Source organism: Paenibacillus sp. PK1-4R (genome assembly GCF_030369595.1).
Lineage (GTDB): Bacteria > Bacillota > Bacilli > Paenibacillales > Paenibacillaceae > Paenibacillus.
In genome coordinates, this window is sequence record NZ_CP126535.1 from 2,196,392 (window position 1) to 2,215,449 (window position 19,058).

Genomic DNA, 19,058 nt, shown 5'->3' on the forward strand with positions numbered 1-19,058 from the left:
ACGCCGTAAAGTGGCTCCTAAGGTGCTGGGGTTTTGGCGTAGGGGGGATAATTTCTGGATTCCCCCAAGGGAATAGGATACTATAACTATATAACTTCTAACGGACGAAAAAGTAATCGGAGGGACACAAATGGATTTAAGTACGTGGTTAGGTATAATAAGTATCGTTATCTCGTGTATTGGTTTGTTGGTTACAGTAAACAAAGTAAGTTACAGGAATAGTCATAATAGTAATGTTAATGGTAGTTTTAATAAGACAAAGATCATTGATAAAAGTAAGACTACGTATGAAAATCATAATCATGTTACTGTTACCCCAATAGCTCAGCCCCAACTAATAAATCAAGAAGATGACTCAGCTATGAAAATTGCTGGTGGAATTGCAGCATCAGTTGTGTCAGCGATACTGATATTTTATTATGTTAAGTACAGAGCTTTTATTATCGACATATCTTCTATAGTTATGATAGTTGGGGTGTTGACAGCTTTGTTAGTAGTTACTCTGAAAGTTTCTCTTTCAAGAGGGTATAAAGTTTACATACTGCTTGTTTGGATTATCCTGTCTGGGCTTATTATTCTATCGAATCATCCGATATACCCACCAGATCAACTTGATAGTGCATTAAGTAAATTTAGTCAAATTGAAGTGAGTTCTGCACCTAAAACATTATGGGAACTTCATAATAGCAACCCTAATGCATCACTTTTTTTAACGTTTCAAATTGGTGGATTAATAATGATAGTATTCTATTTGGCTACTTACTTTAAATTAATCTATAAGATACTAGCAAGCAAACCTCTTCAACCAATTAAGACTTTGTTTAAAGGTGACATTATGTTTTGGGCTATTATCTTTGTATTCATTAGTGGAGCGGCAGTAGAGTTTATTCGATTCCTACAAAATTTATCTGTTTAAATATATCTAAGTTGCTGACGAGAGATATGTTGAACTGGATTGAGGTGAGGCTCCTGCCGCTTTGCAGGGGGCTTTTTCTTTGTAAAAGAACGGCACGATATTTGTAATGTATAACGCAAAAAGCCGTTAGATCCTGGCTTAAAGAAGTAGCTGTTAACTTACCTTAATACAGGCTCAATTCTTCCCCTAAGATTATCGGTATAGGCCAGATTTCCATCCGTCGTAATTACGGCAGCTTCGATATCCTTCATATTATTTACTTTATGAATAATCGAGACCGCATCTAACCCAAACAATTCTGTAGTATATATGTCGCAGTCCAGCGATTTATCCGCAATAATCGTTAACGAAGCAATATTACTTTTGATGGGATAACCTGTTCTGCTGTTAAATATATGATGGTACTGACTCCCTTCCTTCTCTAAAACTCTCTCGTATATTCCTGATGTAACAACGGATTGCTCGCGTATACTAACGAGTGCTGCTGCATTTCCTCTAGGTAAAAAGGGATTTTGAATTCCAACCTTCCAGTGACTGGACCCGGTAGGAGAATCGCCATGAACCAAAACATTGCCGCCCATATCGACCATAGCTGATGCAGCTCCGTTTTTTTTGAAAAATGACATAACTTGATCGGCAAAATAACCTTTAGCAATCGCTCCAAGGTCAATTTCCATGCCCTTTTTGAATAAATGAACCGTTTGCTGCTCATCGTCAAGCTGTATATGCTCCGGATTCAAGAGCTCCAGCACCGCTTTAATCTCTGTATCCTCCGGCACATGTGCCTCGCGGAAACCAATTCTCCACAATTTGATCAAAGGCCCTATCGCAATATTCAGAAAAGAATCCTTATTCAGGCTGTGTTCTTTGCCTATCTTAATAAGATCATACAGTTCCTTGTCTACTCTAAGCGGATGTGATGCGGCTTCTTTTTTTAGCATGGCAAGCTGCGATTGCTCACTGTTGGCACTAAACACTTGTTCATAACGGACGAGCATATTCACGGCTTCCTCGGCAAGCTCTTCAGCATCTGTCCCCTCGATATAGAGGGATATGTTAGTTCCCATAAGCGATATCGTTCTCGTAAAAGGTTTCATGATAGCCTCCTATATTGCACATTGTTGTCCGTGATTGAGAAAAGTATGGATGAGGTCATGATCCACGCTATTCAGCTTTTTTTCTCCATGATGGGCTATAAAATAATCCAGACTCATCTTCTCTATAGGGATTGGATAGATGTTGTATTCCGAAGGGCACTCCTTGATATGGATACTTTCAGGCACAAAGGTCAGACCTAAATTATGCTTTGCCAGCTTCAGTACCGTGTAAATTTCTTTGCTCTCCATCACGATATTAGGCTGTATCTTGTAGACACTGAGCAATTGATCAATCTGTTTTCGGATTGCCGAACCCTTGGACGTTAGAATAAGCTGTTGATTCAAAATGGTGCTAATCTCAATCGTGCCCTCCGGGATAATTGCAACATTCTCTTGATATAATTCACAGCAACGCGGAATGATGGCCTGGTAACTGTGCCTGCCCCAGTTAAACGAGTTCAAGTTAGGGGAGATACTGCTTGAATTTTGCCCGATCCAGAAGTCCAACTCATTATTTTGGAGACGTTTCTCATTTTTTTCAGGTAAATCCTCGACAAGATTAATTTTATAAGCAGGATGAAGCTCCAGAAAAGCTGGTAAAAAAAGGGGCGTTAAGTACGCACCGAGGCTCGGAAGAATGCCGATCCGTAACACTTTATTGTCGAGATCCGATACATATGAGATTTCCCTCATAAGCTTGGCGTAGCTATGTTCGAGTGACGTTAGGTATTGATAATATATTTTTCCCTGCTCGGTTAATCGGTACGGAAGTTTGTTGCGAGTGATTAGCTCACAGCCCAATTCACTTTCGATTTTCTTGATAACCTTAGTGAGGTAGGGCTGAGATATGTAAAGGGATTGTGCGGCCCTGCTATAGTTACTGTATTTCAATAGGCTGTCAATGTAACACAAGATATCTTGAGATTCTAACTTAGACATGTTCCTCACCCTTTGTGAAAAAAGTAACAAACTTTGAATTTGAGGTGATTATAACAAATTAGTTATCAAACTGCAATGAATAACTATTAGATCATTTGAGCTTTGAATGTTAGAGTTATGCCGAAAGAACGAGTCTGACATTTACGAACATCATCTTGAATGACAGAGAGGGGATTATGATGAACTATTTAGCAATCGTAGGCACAAATTCAGATGTGTCAACCAACCGGACGTTACTTCAATTTATGCAAAAGCATTTTTTTAGTGAAGCCCAGATTGACTTGTTTGAAATTAAGGATTTGCCTGCTTTTATTGAAAAAGATGAATTAGAGGATGCTGAAGTTGATATTCCTGTGAAGGTACAAGACTTATTAGATCAAATCTCTAGAGCGAAAGGTGTCATTATCGCTACTCCTGAGTATGACCATGCGATTCCTGCCGTTCTGAAAAGTGCGCTGGAATGGATCAGTTATACCACTCAAACCTTGAAAGACAAGCCGGTTCTGATTGTGGGTGCTTCACATGGTGCACTCGGTTCTTCCAGGGCACAAGCACATCTTAGACAAATCCTGGATTCGCCTGAGCTTGGTGCGAGAATGATGCCTAGCAGCGAGTTTCTTTTGGGAAAATCACAGAGTGCATTTGATAGCAGTGGTAATCTCATTGACGCTGACAAAGTAGCGGAGCTTGACGAAATCTTCAGGGAGTTTGTTTTGTTTACGGAGATCACTACGGAACTGCTGTCAAAACGGACGTTGAAGAAAAAAACGAAGAAATTTTCCTGGCAAGAGTAGGGGGCTAATCACAATGAAAATCATAGCGATCGTTGGCACAAATGCAAAGAAATCGTATAATCGCAAGCTGCTTCAATTCATACAAAAGCATTTTGAGTCCAGAGCAGCCATTGAAATCCTCGATATTACAGATGTTCCGATGTTTAATCAGTCCGATAACCAAACAAACAGTGCAATTATACAATCGTTTAATGAAAAAATTATGGCAAGTGATGGTGTCATTATTGCGACTCCAGAATATAACCATTCCATCCCTTCATCCCTTAAAAGCCTGCTGGAATGGTTGAGCTTTGAAATCCATCCGCTGGCTGGAAAACCCGTGATGATCATAGGTGCGTCACAGGGAACACAAGGTTCCTCGCGTGCACAGCTGCATCTTCGTCAAATTCTGGATGCACCAGGTGTCGAAGCTAATGTGATGCCAGGGTATGAATTTTTGCTTGGCAGCGCACATAAAGCATTTGACGAATCAGGCAACCTGAACAATGAAGGAACGATCGATTTCCTGGAAACATGTTTCCTGCGGTTCCTTCGGTTTGCCAAAATTTCAAATCAGCTGAACGAAGAAGAAGAATTCACTTATAATCCCGGTGTGTATGAGGTCAATGCCATAGGTCATAGTGGCAATCTGCCGATGAAGGTATCCTTTAGTGAAAATCGGATCGAAAGCATCGATATTGATTCCACGGGAGAAACCGAAGGTATCGCGGATGTTGTTTTTGTAAGAATTCCGAATAAAATTATCGAGGGTCAGACGCTGAATGTGGATGCTCTCTCTGGTGCTTCTGAAACAAGTAACGCTGTGATTAACGGTGTATCCAAAGCGGTTAAACTTGCCGGAGTTAACCCGGATATTCTGAAAAGACGTCCAAAACCTGCCAGCAGTCAGATGAAGAATGATGAGGAATATATTTGTGATGTAGTCGTTGTAGGAGGCGGCGGCGCTGGACTCAGTGCGGCTGCTACAGCTTTACAGTATGGAGCAAGTGCGATTGTGCTTGAGAAATATCCTGCTGTTGGGGGAAACACGATCCGTTCAGGTGGTCCTGTTAATGCTGCAGATCCTGTATGGCAACAACAGTTCACTGAGAATCCAGGGGAAAGACAGACGATTGAGAATTTATTAAGTACCGATGAGAGCTTGATCCATCCGGAATATATCGATGATTTTCATGCACTCAAAGAAGAGTTTACTGCGTATCAGGATAAGTTCGGCACAGAAAAGGCTTATTTATTTGATTCCCCGCTGCTTCACAGAATGCAAACGTATTTCGGGGGCAAACGAACGGACCTGAATGGAAACACGATCTATGGACAGTACGATCTGGTTAAAGTACTTACAGACTATGCCTTGGAAAGTGTGCAATGGCTTGAGGATATCGGTGTTGAATACGATAAAAGCATCGTGTTTGCTCCAGTGGGTGCCCTTTGGCGCCGTGGTCATAAACCTGTGAAAAGTTATGGCTCTGCATTTATCATTGCACTTAGCAAATATGTAGAAGAGCATTCAGGAAAAATTATTACAGATAGCCCGGTCAAACAACTGATCATCGAAGATGGAAAAATAACAGGTGTCATCGCAACCGGAGTTAACGGACAGAGAATTACCATTCATGCTAAAGCGGTTGTTCTTGCTAGTGGTGGTTTTGGTGCAAATACACAGATGCTCAAGGAATATAACACGTACTGGAGCCATATTGACGATGATATCAAAACAACAAATTCCTATGCGATGACTGGTGATGGAATATCGCTTGGTAAGAGTGCAGGAGCAGCACTGACAGGCATGGGCTTCACTCAAATGATGCCGGTAGCCGATCCGGAAACGGGCGAACTCTTCAGTGGACTGCAAGTACCACCTGAGAACTTTGTCATTGTGAACAAAAAGGGAGAACGATTTGTTAATGAATTCTCTGGACGAGATGTCTTAACAAAAGCGGCAATCGAGCAGGGAAGTTTATTTTACCTGATTGCGGATGACGAGATCAAGAAAACCGCAGCGAATACAAGTCAGGAAAAGATAGACCGTCAAGTCGAAGCAGGTACCTTGTTCAGAGCCGATACCATAGAAGAACTGGCAGTGAAAATCAATATGGAACCTGAAGTTCTTAGAAATACGATTGATAAGTATAACTCATATGTGGATGCGGGCTTTGATCCGGAGTTTCATAAGGATACGTTTAGCTTAAAAGTCGAGAAGTCTCCATTCTATGCCACACCTAGAAAACCGGCGGTTCACCATACCATGGGCGGAATTAAGATCGACACCCAAACTCGCGTATTGGATGAAAACGGTCAGCCGATTGCACATCTGTATGCCGCTGGGGAAGTAGCAGGAGGTATACATGCAGGCAACCGTTTAGGTGGTAATGCCTTGACAGACATATTTACTTTTGGACGAATCGCAGGTAAGACTGCTGTTGATGAAATGAACTAAAAGCCTCCCACTAAACACAAGGATTCTCGAGTGTTTAGTGGTTTTTTTATGATTCATAGCAGTGATACTTATTTGTTTGAAAACGCTTTAAAATTACTGTGGACAACAGTTATGTCGGATGATATATTGTTTCTGTGAGAAACAATATCATTTTTAAGTGAAATAATAATAAGCGTGTCCATGGTAGGGCGGAGGAAATGATCTCTCGGAGCTTAAGCTTGGACATCACAAAAAGGACGGGGAAACGATGACTAAAATTGAGACAAAGATTCAATCCTTTGACGGTACACAGCTTTATTTCAGCAAGGATACAGTAGAAAATGCAAAAGCCGCTGTCGTTATTGTACACGGACTAGCTGAGCATGCAGGGCGCTACGTTTATGTGACAGAGAAGCTGAGCCAGCGCGGGTTTAACGTATATCGGTTTGACCATCGCGGTCATGCCAGATCGGAAGGACAGCGAACGTTTTATAAAGAATTTGATCATCTTATTGAAGATGTTCATGTCATTGTCGAGGCGGCATTGCAAGAGAGCGGAGATCTTCCGCTGTTTGTCATCGGACATAGTATGGGCGGTTTTGCAACCTCATCCTTTGGAACGAAATATCCTGGCAAGGTTAAAGGCATCGTGCTATCCGGAGCGCTCACTCGTTACAATACAAAAGTTGCCGGAGAACTGCCGATGGATCTTCCTACAGGCACGTATTTCCCAAATGAGCTGGGCAGCGGTGTATGCAGCGATCCTGAAGTTGTATCCGCTTACGCAAATGACCCGCTGGTGGAAAAGCAGATCTCTGTAGATTTATTTAACAGTCTGGGAAATGGCATAACATGGCTCAAGGAGAACGCCAAACAGTTTACAGATCCCGTGCTTGTACTGCATGGAGCCAATGATGGACTGGTCAGCGAAAAGGATTCCCGTGATTTTTACGGCGATATCGCTTCGACGGATAAAACACTCAAAATATATGCTCATCTGATGCATGAGATATTTAATGAACCAACTCGTGATGATGTTATTGAAGAAGCAATTACATGGATTGAAAAACGAATCTGATTTCAGTAGAGTAAGAGAGAATCTGAATATGAAAGGGATTACTCATGAAATTAGATTGGATGGGCGACCATCGGGAACTGATTGAGAAAATTATCAAATACGGTAATGCGTACTCGAATACCTATAAGCTGCAGCGAAGTTATGGTACAGACATGATGTTCTCGGCTTCACAGATTCAGACGCTGGAATACATTCTGGAAGCCGAGGACAAAGAAGAGAAGATGTCGGAAATGGCGGCACGCCTGGGCGTAAGCCGCAGTACATTTTCCAAGAACGTGAAGAATCTGACGGAAAAAGGCCTGCTCGAAAAATTTCATCTAAGCGGTAACCGCAAAGACATATACGTCAAACCTTCGCCGAAAGGTCGCGAGGTATATGCGAAGTATACCGAATTTGTAAGGGAGCTTTGCTTTGATGAGATTTTCAAGTATGCAGATCAGATTTCAGAAGTGGATAAGCAGAACTTTGTTCGCATCATGGATTTATTTGCCGACGTGCTCGTCTGGTATGGTGAAAAAGAACAGGAAGCACGCAAGTTAATCAGAATTGATTCCGATTCGGGCAGCGACTAGTTTCGAGATAAAAGGGATTTTCCTCAAGGCTGTTCTGTGGCCTAACTCAATCCGAAACACGAACCTTGAAATTAAGGGCACCAGCCCATTCCCTCCGCGAATGTCCGTCATACAGTATAAAGTGCTTGATGCAGTAGAGGCTGTAGGACGATTATTCAGCAGGGAGTGGGACGTGTGAAATCATCAACAAAGCTTACCGGACGGGTTATTTACAAGGGTGATCCAGGATATGAAGCCGCGCGCAAGAACTGGGACCCGCATACCGACAAATATCCTAAAGTTTTTGTTTTTGCCCAAAAGACGAAAGATGTTTCCAACGCTATCCGATGGGCTCGTGAAAATAATGTACCGATCAGGCCGCGAAGCGGCAGGCATGCACTTGAGGTTAATCTTTCACAGGTTAACGGCGGAATTGTGATTGATGTGAGTGATCTGAATTCCATCAAACTTGATAAAAAAAATGGAACGGTTGTTGTTGGAACAGGAAACCGAGTTGGAAGAATTGCGAATACCCTTGCCAAGCAAGGTTTCATAGCTCCTTTTGGTGACAGCCCTACTGTAGGGATCGGTGGAATTACATTAGGTGGGGGAATTGGACCTCTCCAGCGTACCATCGGTCTTATCAGTGATAACCTGCTTGAGGTAGAGATGGTGGACGCCAAAGGAAAAGTGATTCGGGCCAATAAAAATCGTAATGCAGATCTCTTCTGGGCCTCTCGGGGAGGAGGCGGTGGTAACTTCGGAGTATACACCCGCTACAAATTCAAAGTGCGCCGTGCTCCAGCGAAGGCGACTGTATTTAAAATCACCTGGCTATGGTCTCAATTCGAGGAGGTACTTAAAGTATGGCAGAGGTGGGCTCCCTCTGTGGATACGAGACTGGGCAGCGAGTTGTCCATCGGACCGAAAAAGGGTGGCAACGTCCTTATGGAAGGGCTGTTCTTAGGCTCTAAAACAGAGGCTCTCCGTTTATTACAGCCAATTACGAGTGTTGGCAAACCGACAAGTTCCATTGTTCGTTTGTTACCTTACACAGAAGTTGTGAAGTTCTTATTACAACCTGATCCGACCGAGACTCAACGGTATAGCAACCAGTTCTCGTCCGGTTTTGGACGAAAACCATTCCCCGACAAAGCGATTAAATCGATGCGCGCATTTTTGGAGAACTTGGAAGAGGGACCAGGCGGGTTCTATTTCCTCAACTGGGGCGGAGCGGTAAGTCGCAAATCACCTAGATCTACCGCGTTCTTCTGGCGCAAAGAGAAGTTCTATGTGGAATGGACCAGTACGTGGCTCAAACCATCCCATGCCGCCAAAAATATTGCACTCGCTCGTAATACTCGCAAGAAATTGCAACCATACATTGTGGGTTCCTATATCAACGTTCCAGACCAAGGGATCAAGAATTCCGGTCCAGTGTACTATGGAGCCAACTATGCCAGACTGCGGAGAGTCAAAGCCAAGTATGACCCGAAAAATGTGTTTAACAATCCGCAAAGCATCACGCCGGCTCGGAGAGTATAAGGTAGAGCCATTCATTTATACTAGCAGCTAGTGCTAATCAGAAGTTAAATTCATCGATGTACTACTAATAATAAAGACACGTCTTTTATGGCGTGTCTTTTTGATTTTTATGGTAGTATAGATGCCAAAACGATATATGAAACGATACAGTTGCTGTTCGAGACCCTTGAATGGAGGTTTGGCTCATGTATGCACCGATCTTATCTACGAAATTAACCATTCCAGTTCAGCGCTCCCATGTAGTCGATCGTCCCCGCCTGTATGTCCGTTTGGGCGAGGGGATGCACGCTAAACTTATACTGGTCTCTGCTCCTGCAGGATCAGGAAAAACACTACTAGTCAATCAATGGGTTAAGTCTTCTTCAATAGATACAGCTTGGCTTTCGCTGGAAGAAGCGGATAACGATCCTTCACGTTTTTTGACATATATATGTGCTTCGTTACAGACGATTGTCCCCCAACTTGCTGAAGGAATCATGGGATTTGTTCAATCTTCCGAGCCGCCACCTCTCGAGACCATTATTACATACCTTCTTAATGAAGTTTCTGAAATAACAAATCATTTTGTACTTGTTCTGGATGATTATCATCTCATGACTTCAGAAGTGATCAATCAAGCGCTTGTCTACTTACTGAGGCACATGCCCCCGCATATGCATATCGTCATGACTACGCGTCAGCAACCCAAGTTACCTTTGGCTCGACTACGGGCAAAGGGGGAATTGATTGAAATACGTGGTAGTGATCTGCGTTTTACTTCTGCCGAAAGCAGTGAGTTTTTGGATCGGGTCATGGGATTGAAACTTTCAGAGGAACATGTCGCTCTCCTTGAAAAACGAACAGAAGGCTGGGTTGCCGGGTTGCAGTTAGCGGCCTTATCCATGCAGGGTTCTTCTGATCCAAATCACTTTATGGAAACGTTCAGTGGCAGGGACCCATTTGTACTGGACTATCTAATGGAAGAAATATTACAAGGGCTAACCGAACAGGTACAGAACTTTTTGTTGAAAACGTGCATGTTGGATCGATTATGCGGTTCATTGTGTGATGCGATCTTTGATATAGATGAACCAAAGGAACATGAATCCGTTGATTTTACCGGACAGGACATGTTGGAGTGGCTGGAGCAAGCCAATCTTTTCATCGTTCCCCTAGATAATGAGAGGCGATGGTATCGTTACCATCATCTGTTTGCAGATTTATTGCGTACAAGAGTACACCAAAATTCAAATTACGCCGGCTCAGCTGAGACCGATCTGTCTGTTACTGAGATACATAAGCGAGCGAGCATCTGGTATGAGAAGCACCAAATGGAGCTGGAGGCTTTCAATCATGCTGTAGCTGCGGCAGATACTCATCGGGCATCGAATCTGTTGGAAGGTAAAGGTATACCACTTCTTTTTCGCGGGGGTGCTGTTCCTGCCTTGCAATGGTTGAGTTCTCTATCCTCAGCAGAAAAGGATTCAATACCTTCCCTATGGGTGATGCATGCGGCTGCGTTATTAGTGTCAGGACATATGATAGACGTGGAACCCAGATTGCAGTCTGCTGAACAAGCGTTACAAAATACGGAACCTGAAAAGATCAATTCTGATCTCATCGGACATATCGCTTCCATCCGAGCCACGCTGGCTGTCAGCCGGCACGATGCGGATACAATTATTACGGAGTCACTTCGAGCACTCAAATATTTGCATCCTCATAATCTGCCCATTCGTGCAGCAACAGCTTGGACATTAGGATATGCATATCAGCTTCAGGGAAAACGTGTGGAAGCCGAATTGTCCTACGAGGAATCATTAGCGAACAGTACCAGGATCGGACATCATATCATCACGATGATGGCGACACTGGGCATGGGGAATATGCAGGAATCCAACAATCAGCTACACCTGGCGGCTGAAGCCTATCAGCAGGTGGTACATATGGCAGGTAAGCCACCGCTGCCCATTGCATGTGAAGCCCATTTTGGTCTGGCGCGAGTTCATTATGAATGGAATAACCTTGATGTGGCGATGTTGCACGCTCAACAGAGCGTGCAGTTGGCACATCAATTTGTCCAGACGGACAGGGTTGTTGCAAGTGAATTATGGCTCGCCCGAGTGACGCTTGCGAAGGCGGATCTTCATAAAGCCGCTATCATGTTAGATAGAATCAACGAAACGGCCCAACGGTTAAATTTTACAAAGGTGATCCCTGATATTACTGCTGCATACGTTCTTGTGCTCCTTCGTCAGGGCGATCTGAAAAAAGCAATGCGATTATCATGGGACAGAAATCATGCGCTTAGTCAGGCCAGAGTATTGCTGAAGCAGGGGAACACCTTGGAGGCACTTGGTATGATGGAATCCTGTCTTCGCTTGGCCATAACCAAAGGCTTCAAGGATGAACAGCTCAAGGCAACAATCCTTCTGGCGGTTATCCATGAGGAACATGGAAATAGAACACAAGGTATGGAGCTCCTGACTGAGGCAATGATGATGGCAGAGCCAGCAGGCTTCATTCGTGTATTTGTAGACGAAGGTGTTGTTGTGTACAGCCTTTTGAAGAGGATAACAGCACGCGGTGACTCACGTTTATATTTGCTTCAATTACTGGCTGCATTTGATGAAGCTGAGGACAACAGAATAGAAATGATTTCGGAAGAGACAGATGTATATCCGTACGTTTCTGAACTGCGAATTGATCCGTTAAGTGTGAGAGAGCTCGAAGTATTACATCTCATTGCGCAGGGAAGATCCAATCGGGAGATTAGTGAGATACTTCATATTGCACTGCCTACCGTGAAAGGACATAACCGGATTATTTTTGACAAAATGCAGGTGAAGCGACGAACCGAAGCAGTGGCAAAAGCACGTGAATGGAAACTCCTGTAACGGGTGTATCTTTGAAACGATACTTTAGTATCTAGGGGCCGAACCCACTTCCAGATATACTCTTGGCAAACAGGAACATGTGGGGGGAAAGATATGAGAGCTATCATATGTACGAAGTATGGATCACCAGATGTGTTGCAGCTTAGAGACATAGCGAAGCCATCACCCAAAGATCATGAGATTCAGATTAAAATACACGCAACAACTGTAACATCCGGGGACTGCAGAGTTCGTGGTTCCAATGTTCCGTTTCTGTACTGGGTACCGATGCGTCTTTTTTTGGGATTCCGAAAACCTCGAAATTCGGTCCTGGGCGTAGAGTTGGCAGGAGAAGTTACGGCGATTGGCAAGGAAGTAAAGCAATTTAAGTTAGGTGATCAGGTGTATGCCATCAATGGATTGTCTTTTGGTGCCCATGCTCAGTATATATGTCTATCCGAAGAGGATCCAGTCGCTCTGAAACCGCTCAACGCAACGTATGAGGAAGCAGCAGCAATTCCGTTCGGTGGAACTACGGCCTTATATTTTCTGCGCAAAGGAAACATTAAACGGGGAATGAAAGTGCTCATCTATGGAGCTTCGGGAGCCGTAGGAACTGCTGCTGTACAGCTTGCGAAATATTTTGGAGCAGAAGTGACGGGGGTATGCAGTACAACGAATGTGGAGTTCGCGAAGTCACTTGGTGCCGAGCATGTTATAGATTATATGAAGGAAGACTTTACAAAAACAAGTCAGCGGTATGATCTGATATTGGATGCAGTTGGCAAAGTCTCGAAAGGTCAGTGTCGGCACCTATTGGCACCTAACGGCACATATGTCACTGTTGAGGGGCAAGGCATCGCAAGGGTCACTGCAAAGGATCTGCTACTTCTTAAAGAGTTGATGGAGGCTGGTGAGATGCAAGCAGTGATTGACAGACGTTATGCCTTGGAGCAAATTCAGGAAGCTTATCGTTATGTGGAAACAGGGCGAAAGAGGGGAAATGTCGTGATTACGGTCAAACATGAGAACTAAACGACGTCATACACGGGGGATGATCTTCTAATGGAAATGATTTAGCTCCCAATCAGCTATCTTAGTCAATCTGAGGATCGTAGAATTACTGGTTTTGCTGAAAGAACATTTTATAAGGCCAACCAGTAATTACTGGCTAACCTGATAATACAAAAAGCTGCCCTCGGTCATATGACCAAGAGCAGCTTATTCACATGCAAGATACGCATGGCAGTTAATGAGCTATTAAGCTTTAACTTGTTCTCCAGCAAATACTTCAACGTTCATTGGAGCGGCCATGAATGCTGCTGCTTGTTGAACAAAAGCTTGGAAATGCGCGCTTGTGTTGTGGGATGCTGTAGCAGCTTCATCTTTCCACAGCTCGATCATCGTGTATTGTTGTTCGCGTTCTGTGCTTTTTGCCAAATCGTAGCTGATGTTATCTTCTTCTTGACGTGTAGCAGCAATCAGTTCTTTCGCAGCTGCGAGGAATGCTTGCTCTTGATCCGGTTTAACTTGCAGATGAGCGTGAATGATAATCATAATGTAAAACCTCCATATTGTGTTTGTTTGGAATGTGTTAAGAATGTATGCTTATTAACTAGTAAAATCGTGACTTACAGGGAAACCGTCCCTGATATTATGCCCAAGTTGTGATTGTTTCTACAGGCAGACGGTAGGATGGGTGACCTTCTTTGGCCGATTTACCGATCGAGATCAGCATAACCGCTTGATAACGCTCTTTGTCCATGCCAAATGCTTCTGCAATTTGATCTTTTTCGTAACCACCGATTGGGTTGGTATCATAACCGTGAGCACGTGCTACAAGCATTAATTGCATGGAAGCAAGGCCAGCGTCGATCATATTAACTTCGCGAATAGCGGAAGCAGGCATACTTTCATAATAAGGCAATACTTTTGAGAGTTGCATATCTTTGACTTCTTGTGGCATATAACCGAGTTCTACAGCTTTACCAAAAATTTCTTCCATATGTTCCGCGTTTTTCATGTCAATGAATACGCCAATGACTGCGGAGGAAGTCAACACTTGATTTTGATTGAATCTTGCAAGTGGAGCAAGTTTTTCTTTACCTTCAGCCGTATCTACAACCAGAAAACGCCAAGGCTGCAAATTGATCGAAGATGGTGCACGGGAAGCTTCTGCCAGAATTTCAGTCATTTCTTCACGGCTGATTTTTACTTCAGGATCGTAAAGCTTAACAGAACGGCGGCCGTAGGTAATTTCGTTAAAATCATTGGTTTTTTGGAATTTGCTTTGAATTGTACTCATGAATGGATCTCTCCTCTATATATATGGGTTTAGAAATTGTTCTGCATACGTTCCAGGAAATCGGCGAGTGACTGAACTTCGTCTTCACTAAAATCCTGTAAAATCTGATTGATAAAATTGGTCTTCTCTGCTTTGTAGCCTTCAATCTGCTTCCGACCGTGGTCCGTCAAACGAACAAAAGTGACCCGATTATCATCGGGATTCTTACGTCTTGTAACCATCAGGTCCGCCTCAAGCTGTTTCAAGTGGCGTGTAATCGCAGCACTATCAATATTAATGATTTTCTGCAACATGGATTGGTTAATCTCATCCACCTGATCCAGCTCATGCAGAATTTCAAAGCGAGAGGAACTGATACCTGTACAGCGTTCAAACTTGGGACTGATTTTATTACCCAACACGTTCAACAGATTGATGATTTGTTCTTCTTTGGAAACAATACGTGTCATGACTAGACCTCCCGGGTGAATCTGAATCATGAACAACGGCGTATGTTAACCAATGATTAATGTTGCAGTATACAATGCCATTGCCTAATGATTATTTGGATGCTCTCGATCATTGATGTATCAATATTTGATGCGTCAATCATTGATGGCTCAATTAATATATCATGCCTTTTATGATTTTGCAACAGGTTAGAAAATGTTGCTGATTCTAGCGTTATTATCCCGCTACGTTACATTGTAGTCCGTATAGGATGTCCAAATAGATAAGTTAATATTGATTGTTTATGTTATTGAGAATTGTTATCAATCTATCTATAATTAAATGAAAGGCAAAAAATATGGTTTAATCAGACGATTACAGGGTTCGATCCAAACAGGGAGGTGACGTCATCATGGAGGAAAATGATTGGATCAAACAACTGGAGCAACTACATTTCTCTGCTGTCCACGTCTGCCATTACTCTAGCAATCCGGGGGCTGTTCAGCGTCGGATCTGGAAAAGGTTCGCCATTTGCAGGGTCATCGCTGGCAAGGGATCTTTGTCTATGGATAACATTGTACATACAGTGTCTCAAGACGAGTGGTTTTTGTTGAAGCCAGGAATGCATGTGGAGTTTCAGACGGATATGGAAGCACCTGTCCGATATCAGATCATTTTATTTTCCTGTGTTACACTTACCCGGCGTAAGAATGCTTGGCATACCGGGGCATTTGATCTCCCTGTGACGGGCAAACTTAATGTTCCTTCCAATACACGTGATATTCAGGAGATGATGGATACCCTGGTGAGTGGAAAGTACTCCATCACGAGTCTGGAAAAGACGCGCAGGAAACATCTTTTGCATCAGTTGTTGATTCAGTTAATGATGCACGTGAAAGAAGCAACTCCCCCTGTAGCAGGGATGGATTTGGCACTTGAGTATATGACGCATCAGTATACGGAAGACATTCGAATTGATCAGATGGCCCGCATGGCAGGGCTTAGTGTGAATCATTTTATAAGAACATTCAAACGACAATTAAATATGACCCCGATTGAATATATACTGAAACTACGTATGGCAAAGGCCAAGCGACTGTTATTTTCTTCAGATAAGATCAAGGAAATTGCGGAGCAAGTGGGTTATAAGGACGAGCACTATTTCAGCAGAGTCTTCAAGAAAAACGAAGGAATCGCCCCAACGTTGTATATGAAAAATAAAGTGAATCGCATTGCTACCTTGTATTACGGGTTGGACGATTATGTGATAACGCTCGGTTTGAGGCCAGTATCCGCTTTATCCTATGGTCAGAGGGTGGCTCGTCATATTGCCATACCTGCGCTTCAAGCACACAGTCATCAGGGACTTATCCTGGATAGCTTCAATCAGAACTATGATGATTTGAGGCGAGTCCAACCGGACCTGATCATTACAAGTGATCGTTTGGAGCCAAATGACTCCCTGCATCGTATTGCGCCTACCACCATGCTGGAGCACACCAACCATTTTGGCGAGAGGCTCCTGTATATGGCGGATATTATGGGCCGCACCGAGCAGGCTGTACAGTGGATAGAACAACATGCTGAACTGAGCCGGGTTCTTCGAGGGCGCATTCAATCGAGGTGGGGGAAACAGAGTGCCATGTTCATCCGGGTGACTTCTCATTTCTACCGAATGTATGGATTGAATAATCAGACAGGGGCCCTGTTGTATGATGATCTGGGATTTTATTTGCCTCGTGATTTTCCGGAACAACAGTGGGCTGTAGAGAGTAAAGTTCGCGATTTGCATTTATACGACGCGGATCATGTGTTTGTAATGGTCGATCCCACAGAAGAGGCACGTGCTCAACTGAGGCAATTGCAGCAATCCAGCGCATGGTTGGCATTAAAGGCTGTTCAAGTAGGCCATGTATATAATGCAGGAGATATTTTCTTCAAAACGCTGGGTCCAACCGGACGCATGTGGGCCATGCAATATGTGGCAGAGCAACTTGGGGTTACCTTACGGTGATATTGTGCAAGAGAAGAGAGTGGAATAATCCATGGTAAGCCTGTACGCTTTTCCCTACTATAGTGATAATGATTATTATTATTAAATAGTAGAGGGGATTCACTACAAATGGTAAGACAGAGAGCAGCAACGATGATACTGTTGGCCCTGCTTGTGCTTGTTCTGACGGCATGTAGCAAGGCATCAGAAGTAACGGAAGCAACGCCTCCGCAACAGGATACACCTGTGGAAGAGAGTGGTACGCAAACGATTGAGCATCTTAAAGGAAAAGCGGTTGTACCGCAAAAGATAGAGCGTATGGTGGTATTATCTGCTGCTTACATCGATCACATGTTGACGATTGGTGAGAAACCAGCAGGCGTTAATGTAGAAGTTCGTTACGGAGGAGATTATTTGCCTTACCTTGCAGATCAGCTTGCCGGCGTTGCAACGGTAGGGTCGGCAGATAGTCCTAACCTGGAGGCTATCCTTCAGATTGATCCGGATGTCATCGTTGTTGAGAGTCGAACTGCGGAGAGCACGTATGAACAGTTGGAGAAAATCGCTCCGACGATTGTACTTGGTACTGAATGGCTGGATTATGCAGATGATACAACTTATTGGACACAGGATCTGTTGACCATTGCCGGGATGTACAACAAAGTGGATCTGGCAAAAGAAAAGATAGCCGAGGTAGAGCAGCAGACGCAGCAACTAAAGGCGAAGATCGAACAACTGGATCAAAAAAAGCTGGCTTATCTGCGTGTAAGAGAGAAGACCTTGCAGATTTACGCGGCAAAAGGACATCCAACCAACACACTTTTGTATCATGATCTTGGATTTGTGCCAACGACTGTGACACCTGCCGAACAACGTGAGGACCTGTCCATGGAGAAAATTGCAGATGTGGATGCTGATTTCGTAGTTCTGGAGATTGACCCGAATGCCGATGAGTATTTAAACAACATCAATGCAAGCTCACTCTGGAAGGGAGTACCGGCTGTTGGTGCAGATCAGGTCTATACGACAGATTCGTTCTGGTTGTTTAAGGGCTGGGGAGCAATTGGGCGAAGCGAGATTATCAACGAAGTTGAAGACATGATTAATAGATGAGACGTTATCTAAGACATGATTTTTCAGAGATGTCTGAAGCATTACAGCAATTTTTTGTGACGACGATTCGAGTGGACTGCGATGATTCCAAGTATCCTATTCGTGTGAAGGATGTGCTGAATGATGAGAAACGAAACTCGATATTGCATGAACAGGCTGTGCAGCAAGGGCTTCAACTGGGCGGCAAAGGAAGTGTGGCCGTCGGTACACTTTTTGCCAAACGTTACTCCGTATTTGTTATGTCCGTAATCTCAGCATTCAGTCTATACGATACTATACTTAGCATTGCAGACGATGATGTTCGGTTTGAATTGAATGGAGCAGGTGGCATGCGATATGAGACTCGGCTGAAGAGCTCCTTTCTGGAGGGTGGAGATCCTGTTCAGCGCAGATCAGAGAGTGGCTTGCTCAAGAAGAGAATGCTGTTACATCTGGAACCTGTTCTGCGAGCAGTAGCCGTTAGTACAGGAGCGAGCGATAAGGTCATGTGGTCTCTGGTTGCCCATAATGTGCAACAATTGTATGCACGAATGATCAATGATCGGAGCATTTGGAAGACAGATGAACGGCTTGAACAGATCAAGGAAGATCAAAGCATATGGCTTGACAAACAACAAAATGAAAATGCATTTTCATTTGCCTTCGAGCTGCATCGCTTTGATCATCCCAAGTGGCAGGGACCGCCGTTCCTGATACGCCGATATTGTTGTTTGGCATATCAGGTTGGGAGCGGCAGTCACGCACATGGATATTGTAATAGTTGTCCGAAGCTGGATTCGGAATCCCGATTGCGCAAACTTCTCCATCAGTGAACAGACACTCTTGTAATGCATGGTACGAAACTGTTTCAGACAATCCATGTTCTCTTCGGTTTCCAGTGGGTAGAATCTATGATCGACAAGCTACACCTGCAGCGGCTTGAGCCAGCGTCTGCGGGTTTGTTGGCTTTGTACAAGGTCAAGATACCTTTGCATTGAGGGATAGTATTCGTTATACTTCAAGCTATTGATCAATTAATCACTAACTA

General features: G+C 43.7%; 16 protein-coding genes. 11 read left to right on the forward strand and 5 right to left on the reverse strand.

What is annotated here, in order from left to right; genetic code table 11:
- The first annotated feature begins 130 nt into the window (after positions 1-130).
- A complete protein-coding gene (locus QNO02_RS09590; RefSeq protein WP_289391887.1) occupies positions 131-916 on the forward strand; it encodes a hypothetical protein in 786 nt (261 codons plus the stop codon).
- A gap of 158 nt (positions 917-1,074) precedes the next feature.
- On the opposite strand, the gene QNO02_RS09595 is transcribed toward QNO02_RS09590, so the two are convergent.
- The gene (locus tag QNO02_RS09595; protein WP_289391888.1) at positions 1,075-2,013 is read right to left on the reverse strand and encodes an FAD:protein FMN transferase; all 939 of its coding nucleotides are present in this window, start codon (positions 2,011-2,013) and stop codon (positions 1,075-1,077) included.
- Positions 2,014-2,022: 9 nt separating this feature from the next.
- Positions 2,023-2,952, reverse strand: a complete 930-nt coding sequence (locus QNO02_RS09600; RefSeq protein ID WP_289391889.1) for a LysR family transcriptional regulator — start codon at positions 2,950-2,952, stop codon at positions 2,023-2,025.
- A gap of 176 nt (positions 2,953-3,128) precedes the next feature.
- On the opposite strand from QNO02_RS09600, the gene QNO02_RS09605 reads away from it, so the two are divergent.
- From QNO02_RS09605 to QNO02_RS09635, 7 genes are all read left to right on the forward strand, one after another.
- Positions 3,129-3,746, forward strand: a complete 618-nt coding sequence (locus QNO02_RS09605) for an NADPH-dependent FMN reductase (protein ID WP_289391890.1) — start codon at positions 3,129-3,131, stop codon at positions 3,744-3,746.
- Between the two features lie 13 nt (positions 3,747-3,759).
- The gene (locus tag QNO02_RS09610) at positions 3,760-6,183 is read left to right on the forward strand and encodes a flavocytochrome c (RefSeq protein WP_289391891.1); all 2,424 of its coding nucleotides are present in this window, start codon (positions 3,760-3,762) and stop codon (positions 6,181-6,183) included.
- A gap of 247 nt (positions 6,184-6,430) precedes the next feature.
- Positions 6,431-7,240, forward strand: coding sequence for an alpha/beta hydrolase (locus tag QNO02_RS09615; RefSeq protein ID WP_289391892.1), 810 nt, complete (start codon positions 6,431-6,433; stop codon positions 7,238-7,240).
- Positions 7,241-7,284: 44 nt separating this feature from the next.
- Entirely contained in the window at positions 7,285-7,812 is a 528-nt protein-coding gene (locus tag QNO02_RS09620; protein ID WP_091032375.1) for a MarR family winged helix-turn-helix transcriptional regulator, read from the forward strand.
- 174 nt (positions 7,813-7,986) lie between these two features.
- Positions 7,987-9,336 carry an FAD-binding oxidoreductase gene (locus tag QNO02_RS09625; RefSeq protein WP_289391893.1) on the forward strand — a complete coding sequence of 450 codons (1,350 nt, stop codon included), beginning with the start codon at positions 7,987-7,989 and terminating at the stop codon, positions 9,334-9,336.
- 185 nt (positions 9,337-9,521) lie between these two features.
- Entirely contained in the window at positions 9,522-12,212 is a 2,691-nt protein-coding gene (locus QNO02_RS09630) for a winged helix-turn-helix domain-containing protein (RefSeq protein WP_289391894.1), read from the forward strand.
- Between the two features lie 93 nt (positions 12,213-12,305).
- Positions 12,306-13,226 (forward strand): NAD(P)-dependent alcohol dehydrogenase, encoded by a 921-nt coding sequence (locus tag QNO02_RS09635; RefSeq protein WP_091032367.1) that lies wholly within the window; start codon positions 12,306-12,308, stop codon positions 13,224-13,226.
- A gap of 225 nt (positions 13,227-13,451) precedes the next feature.
- Here the strand turns inward: QNO02_RS09635 and QNO02_RS09640 are convergent, their stop codons facing one another.
- The 3 genes from QNO02_RS09640 to QNO02_RS09650 form a co-directional block, all read right to left on the reverse strand.
- On the reverse strand, positions 13,452-13,748 hold the full coding sequence (locus QNO02_RS09640) for a putative quinol monooxygenase (protein ID WP_289391895.1): 297 nt from the start codon (positions 13,746-13,748) through the stop codon (positions 13,452-13,454).
- Positions 13,749-13,845: 97 nt separating this feature from the next.
- Positions 13,846-14,496 carry a nitroreductase family protein gene (locus QNO02_RS09645; RefSeq protein ID WP_091032364.1) on the reverse strand — a complete coding sequence of 217 codons (651 nt, stop codon included), beginning with the start codon at positions 14,494-14,496 and terminating at the stop codon, positions 13,846-13,848.
- Positions 14,497-14,525: 29 nt separating this feature from the next.
- On the reverse strand, positions 14,526-14,945 hold the full coding sequence (locus QNO02_RS09650; protein ID WP_074094402.1) for a MarR family winged helix-turn-helix transcriptional regulator: 420 nt from the start codon (positions 14,943-14,945) through the stop codon (positions 14,526-14,528).
- A gap of 392 nt (positions 14,946-15,337) precedes the next feature.
- Here QNO02_RS09650 and QNO02_RS09655 point away from each other — a divergent pair, with 392 nt between their 5' ends.
- The 3 genes from QNO02_RS09655 to QNO02_RS09665 all read left to right on the forward strand — a co-directional run bounded on the left by QNO02_RS09655 (position 15,338) and on the right by QNO02_RS09665 (position 18,843).
- Positions 15,338-16,939: an AraC family transcriptional regulator gene (locus QNO02_RS09655; RefSeq protein WP_289391896.1), complete on the forward strand. Its 1,602-nt coding sequence runs from the start codon at positions 15,338-15,340 to the stop codon at positions 16,937-16,939.
- Between the two features lie 108 nt (positions 16,940-17,047).
- A complete protein-coding gene (locus tag QNO02_RS09660; RefSeq protein WP_133384207.1) occupies positions 17,048-18,031 on the forward strand; it encodes an ABC transporter substrate-binding protein in 984 nt (327 codons plus the stop codon).
- A 29-nt stretch (positions 18,032-18,060) separates the two neighbouring features.
- On the forward strand, positions 18,061-18,843 hold the full coding sequence (locus QNO02_RS09665) for a hypothetical protein (RefSeq protein ID WP_143023575.1): 783 nt from the start codon (positions 18,061-18,063) through the stop codon (positions 18,841-18,843).
- Positions 18,844-19,058 lie beyond the last annotated feature (215 nt).

Excerpts from the sequence above, each read along its gene's own strand:
- QNO02_RS09590 (WP_289391887.1), top strand. The coding sequence starts at position 131 with ATGGATTTAAGTACGTGGTTAGGTATAATAAGTATCGTTATCTCGTGT.
- QNO02_RS09595 (WP_289391888.1), bottom strand. The coding sequence starts at position 2,013 with ATGAAACCTTTTACGAGAACGATATCGCTTATGGGAACTAACATATCC.
- QNO02_RS09600 (WP_289391889.1), bottom strand. The coding sequence starts at position 2,952 with ATGTCTAAGTTAGAATCTCAAGATATCTTGTGTTACATTGACAGCCTA.
- QNO02_RS09605 (WP_289391890.1), top strand. The coding sequence starts at position 3,129 with ATGATGAACTATTTAGCAATCGTAGGCACAAATTCAGATGTGTCAACC.
- QNO02_RS09610 (WP_289391891.1), top strand. The coding sequence starts at position 3,760 with ATGAAAATCATAGCGATCGTTGGCACAAATGCAAAGAAATCGTATAAT.
- QNO02_RS09615 (WP_289391892.1), top strand. The coding sequence starts at position 6,431 with ATGACTAAAATTGAGACAAAGATTCAATCCTTTGACGGTACACAGCTT.
- QNO02_RS09620 (WP_091032375.1), top strand. The coding sequence starts at position 7,285 with ATGAAATTAGATTGGATGGGCGACCATCGGGAACTGATTGAGAAAATT.
- QNO02_RS09630 (WP_289391894.1), top strand. The coding sequence starts at position 9,522 with ATGTATGCACCGATCTTATCTACGAAATTAACCATTCCAGTTCAGCGC.
- QNO02_RS09635 (WP_091032367.1), top strand. The coding sequence starts at position 12,306 with ATGAGAGCTATCATATGTACGAAGTATGGATCACCAGATGTGTTGCAG.
- QNO02_RS09640 (WP_289391895.1), bottom strand. The coding sequence starts at position 13,748 with ATGATTATCATTCACGCTCATCTGCAAGTTAAACCGGATCAAGAGCAA.
- QNO02_RS09645 (WP_091032364.1), bottom strand. The coding sequence starts at position 14,496 with ATGAGTACAATTCAAAGCAAATTCCAAAAAACCAATGATTTTAACGAA.
- QNO02_RS09650 (WP_074094402.1), bottom strand. The coding sequence starts at position 14,945 with ATGACACGTATTGTTTCCAAAGAAGAACAAATCATCAATCTGTTGAAC.
- QNO02_RS09655 (WP_289391896.1), top strand. The coding sequence starts at position 15,338 with ATGGAGGAAAATGATTGGATCAAACAACTGGAGCAACTACATTTCTCT.
- QNO02_RS09660 (WP_133384207.1), top strand. The coding sequence starts at position 17,048 with ATGGTAAGACAGAGAGCAGCAACGATGATACTGTTGGCCCTGCTTGTG.
- QNO02_RS09665 (WP_143023575.1), top strand. The coding sequence starts at position 18,061 with ATGTCTGAAGCATTACAGCAATTTTTTGTGACGACGATTCGAGTGGAC.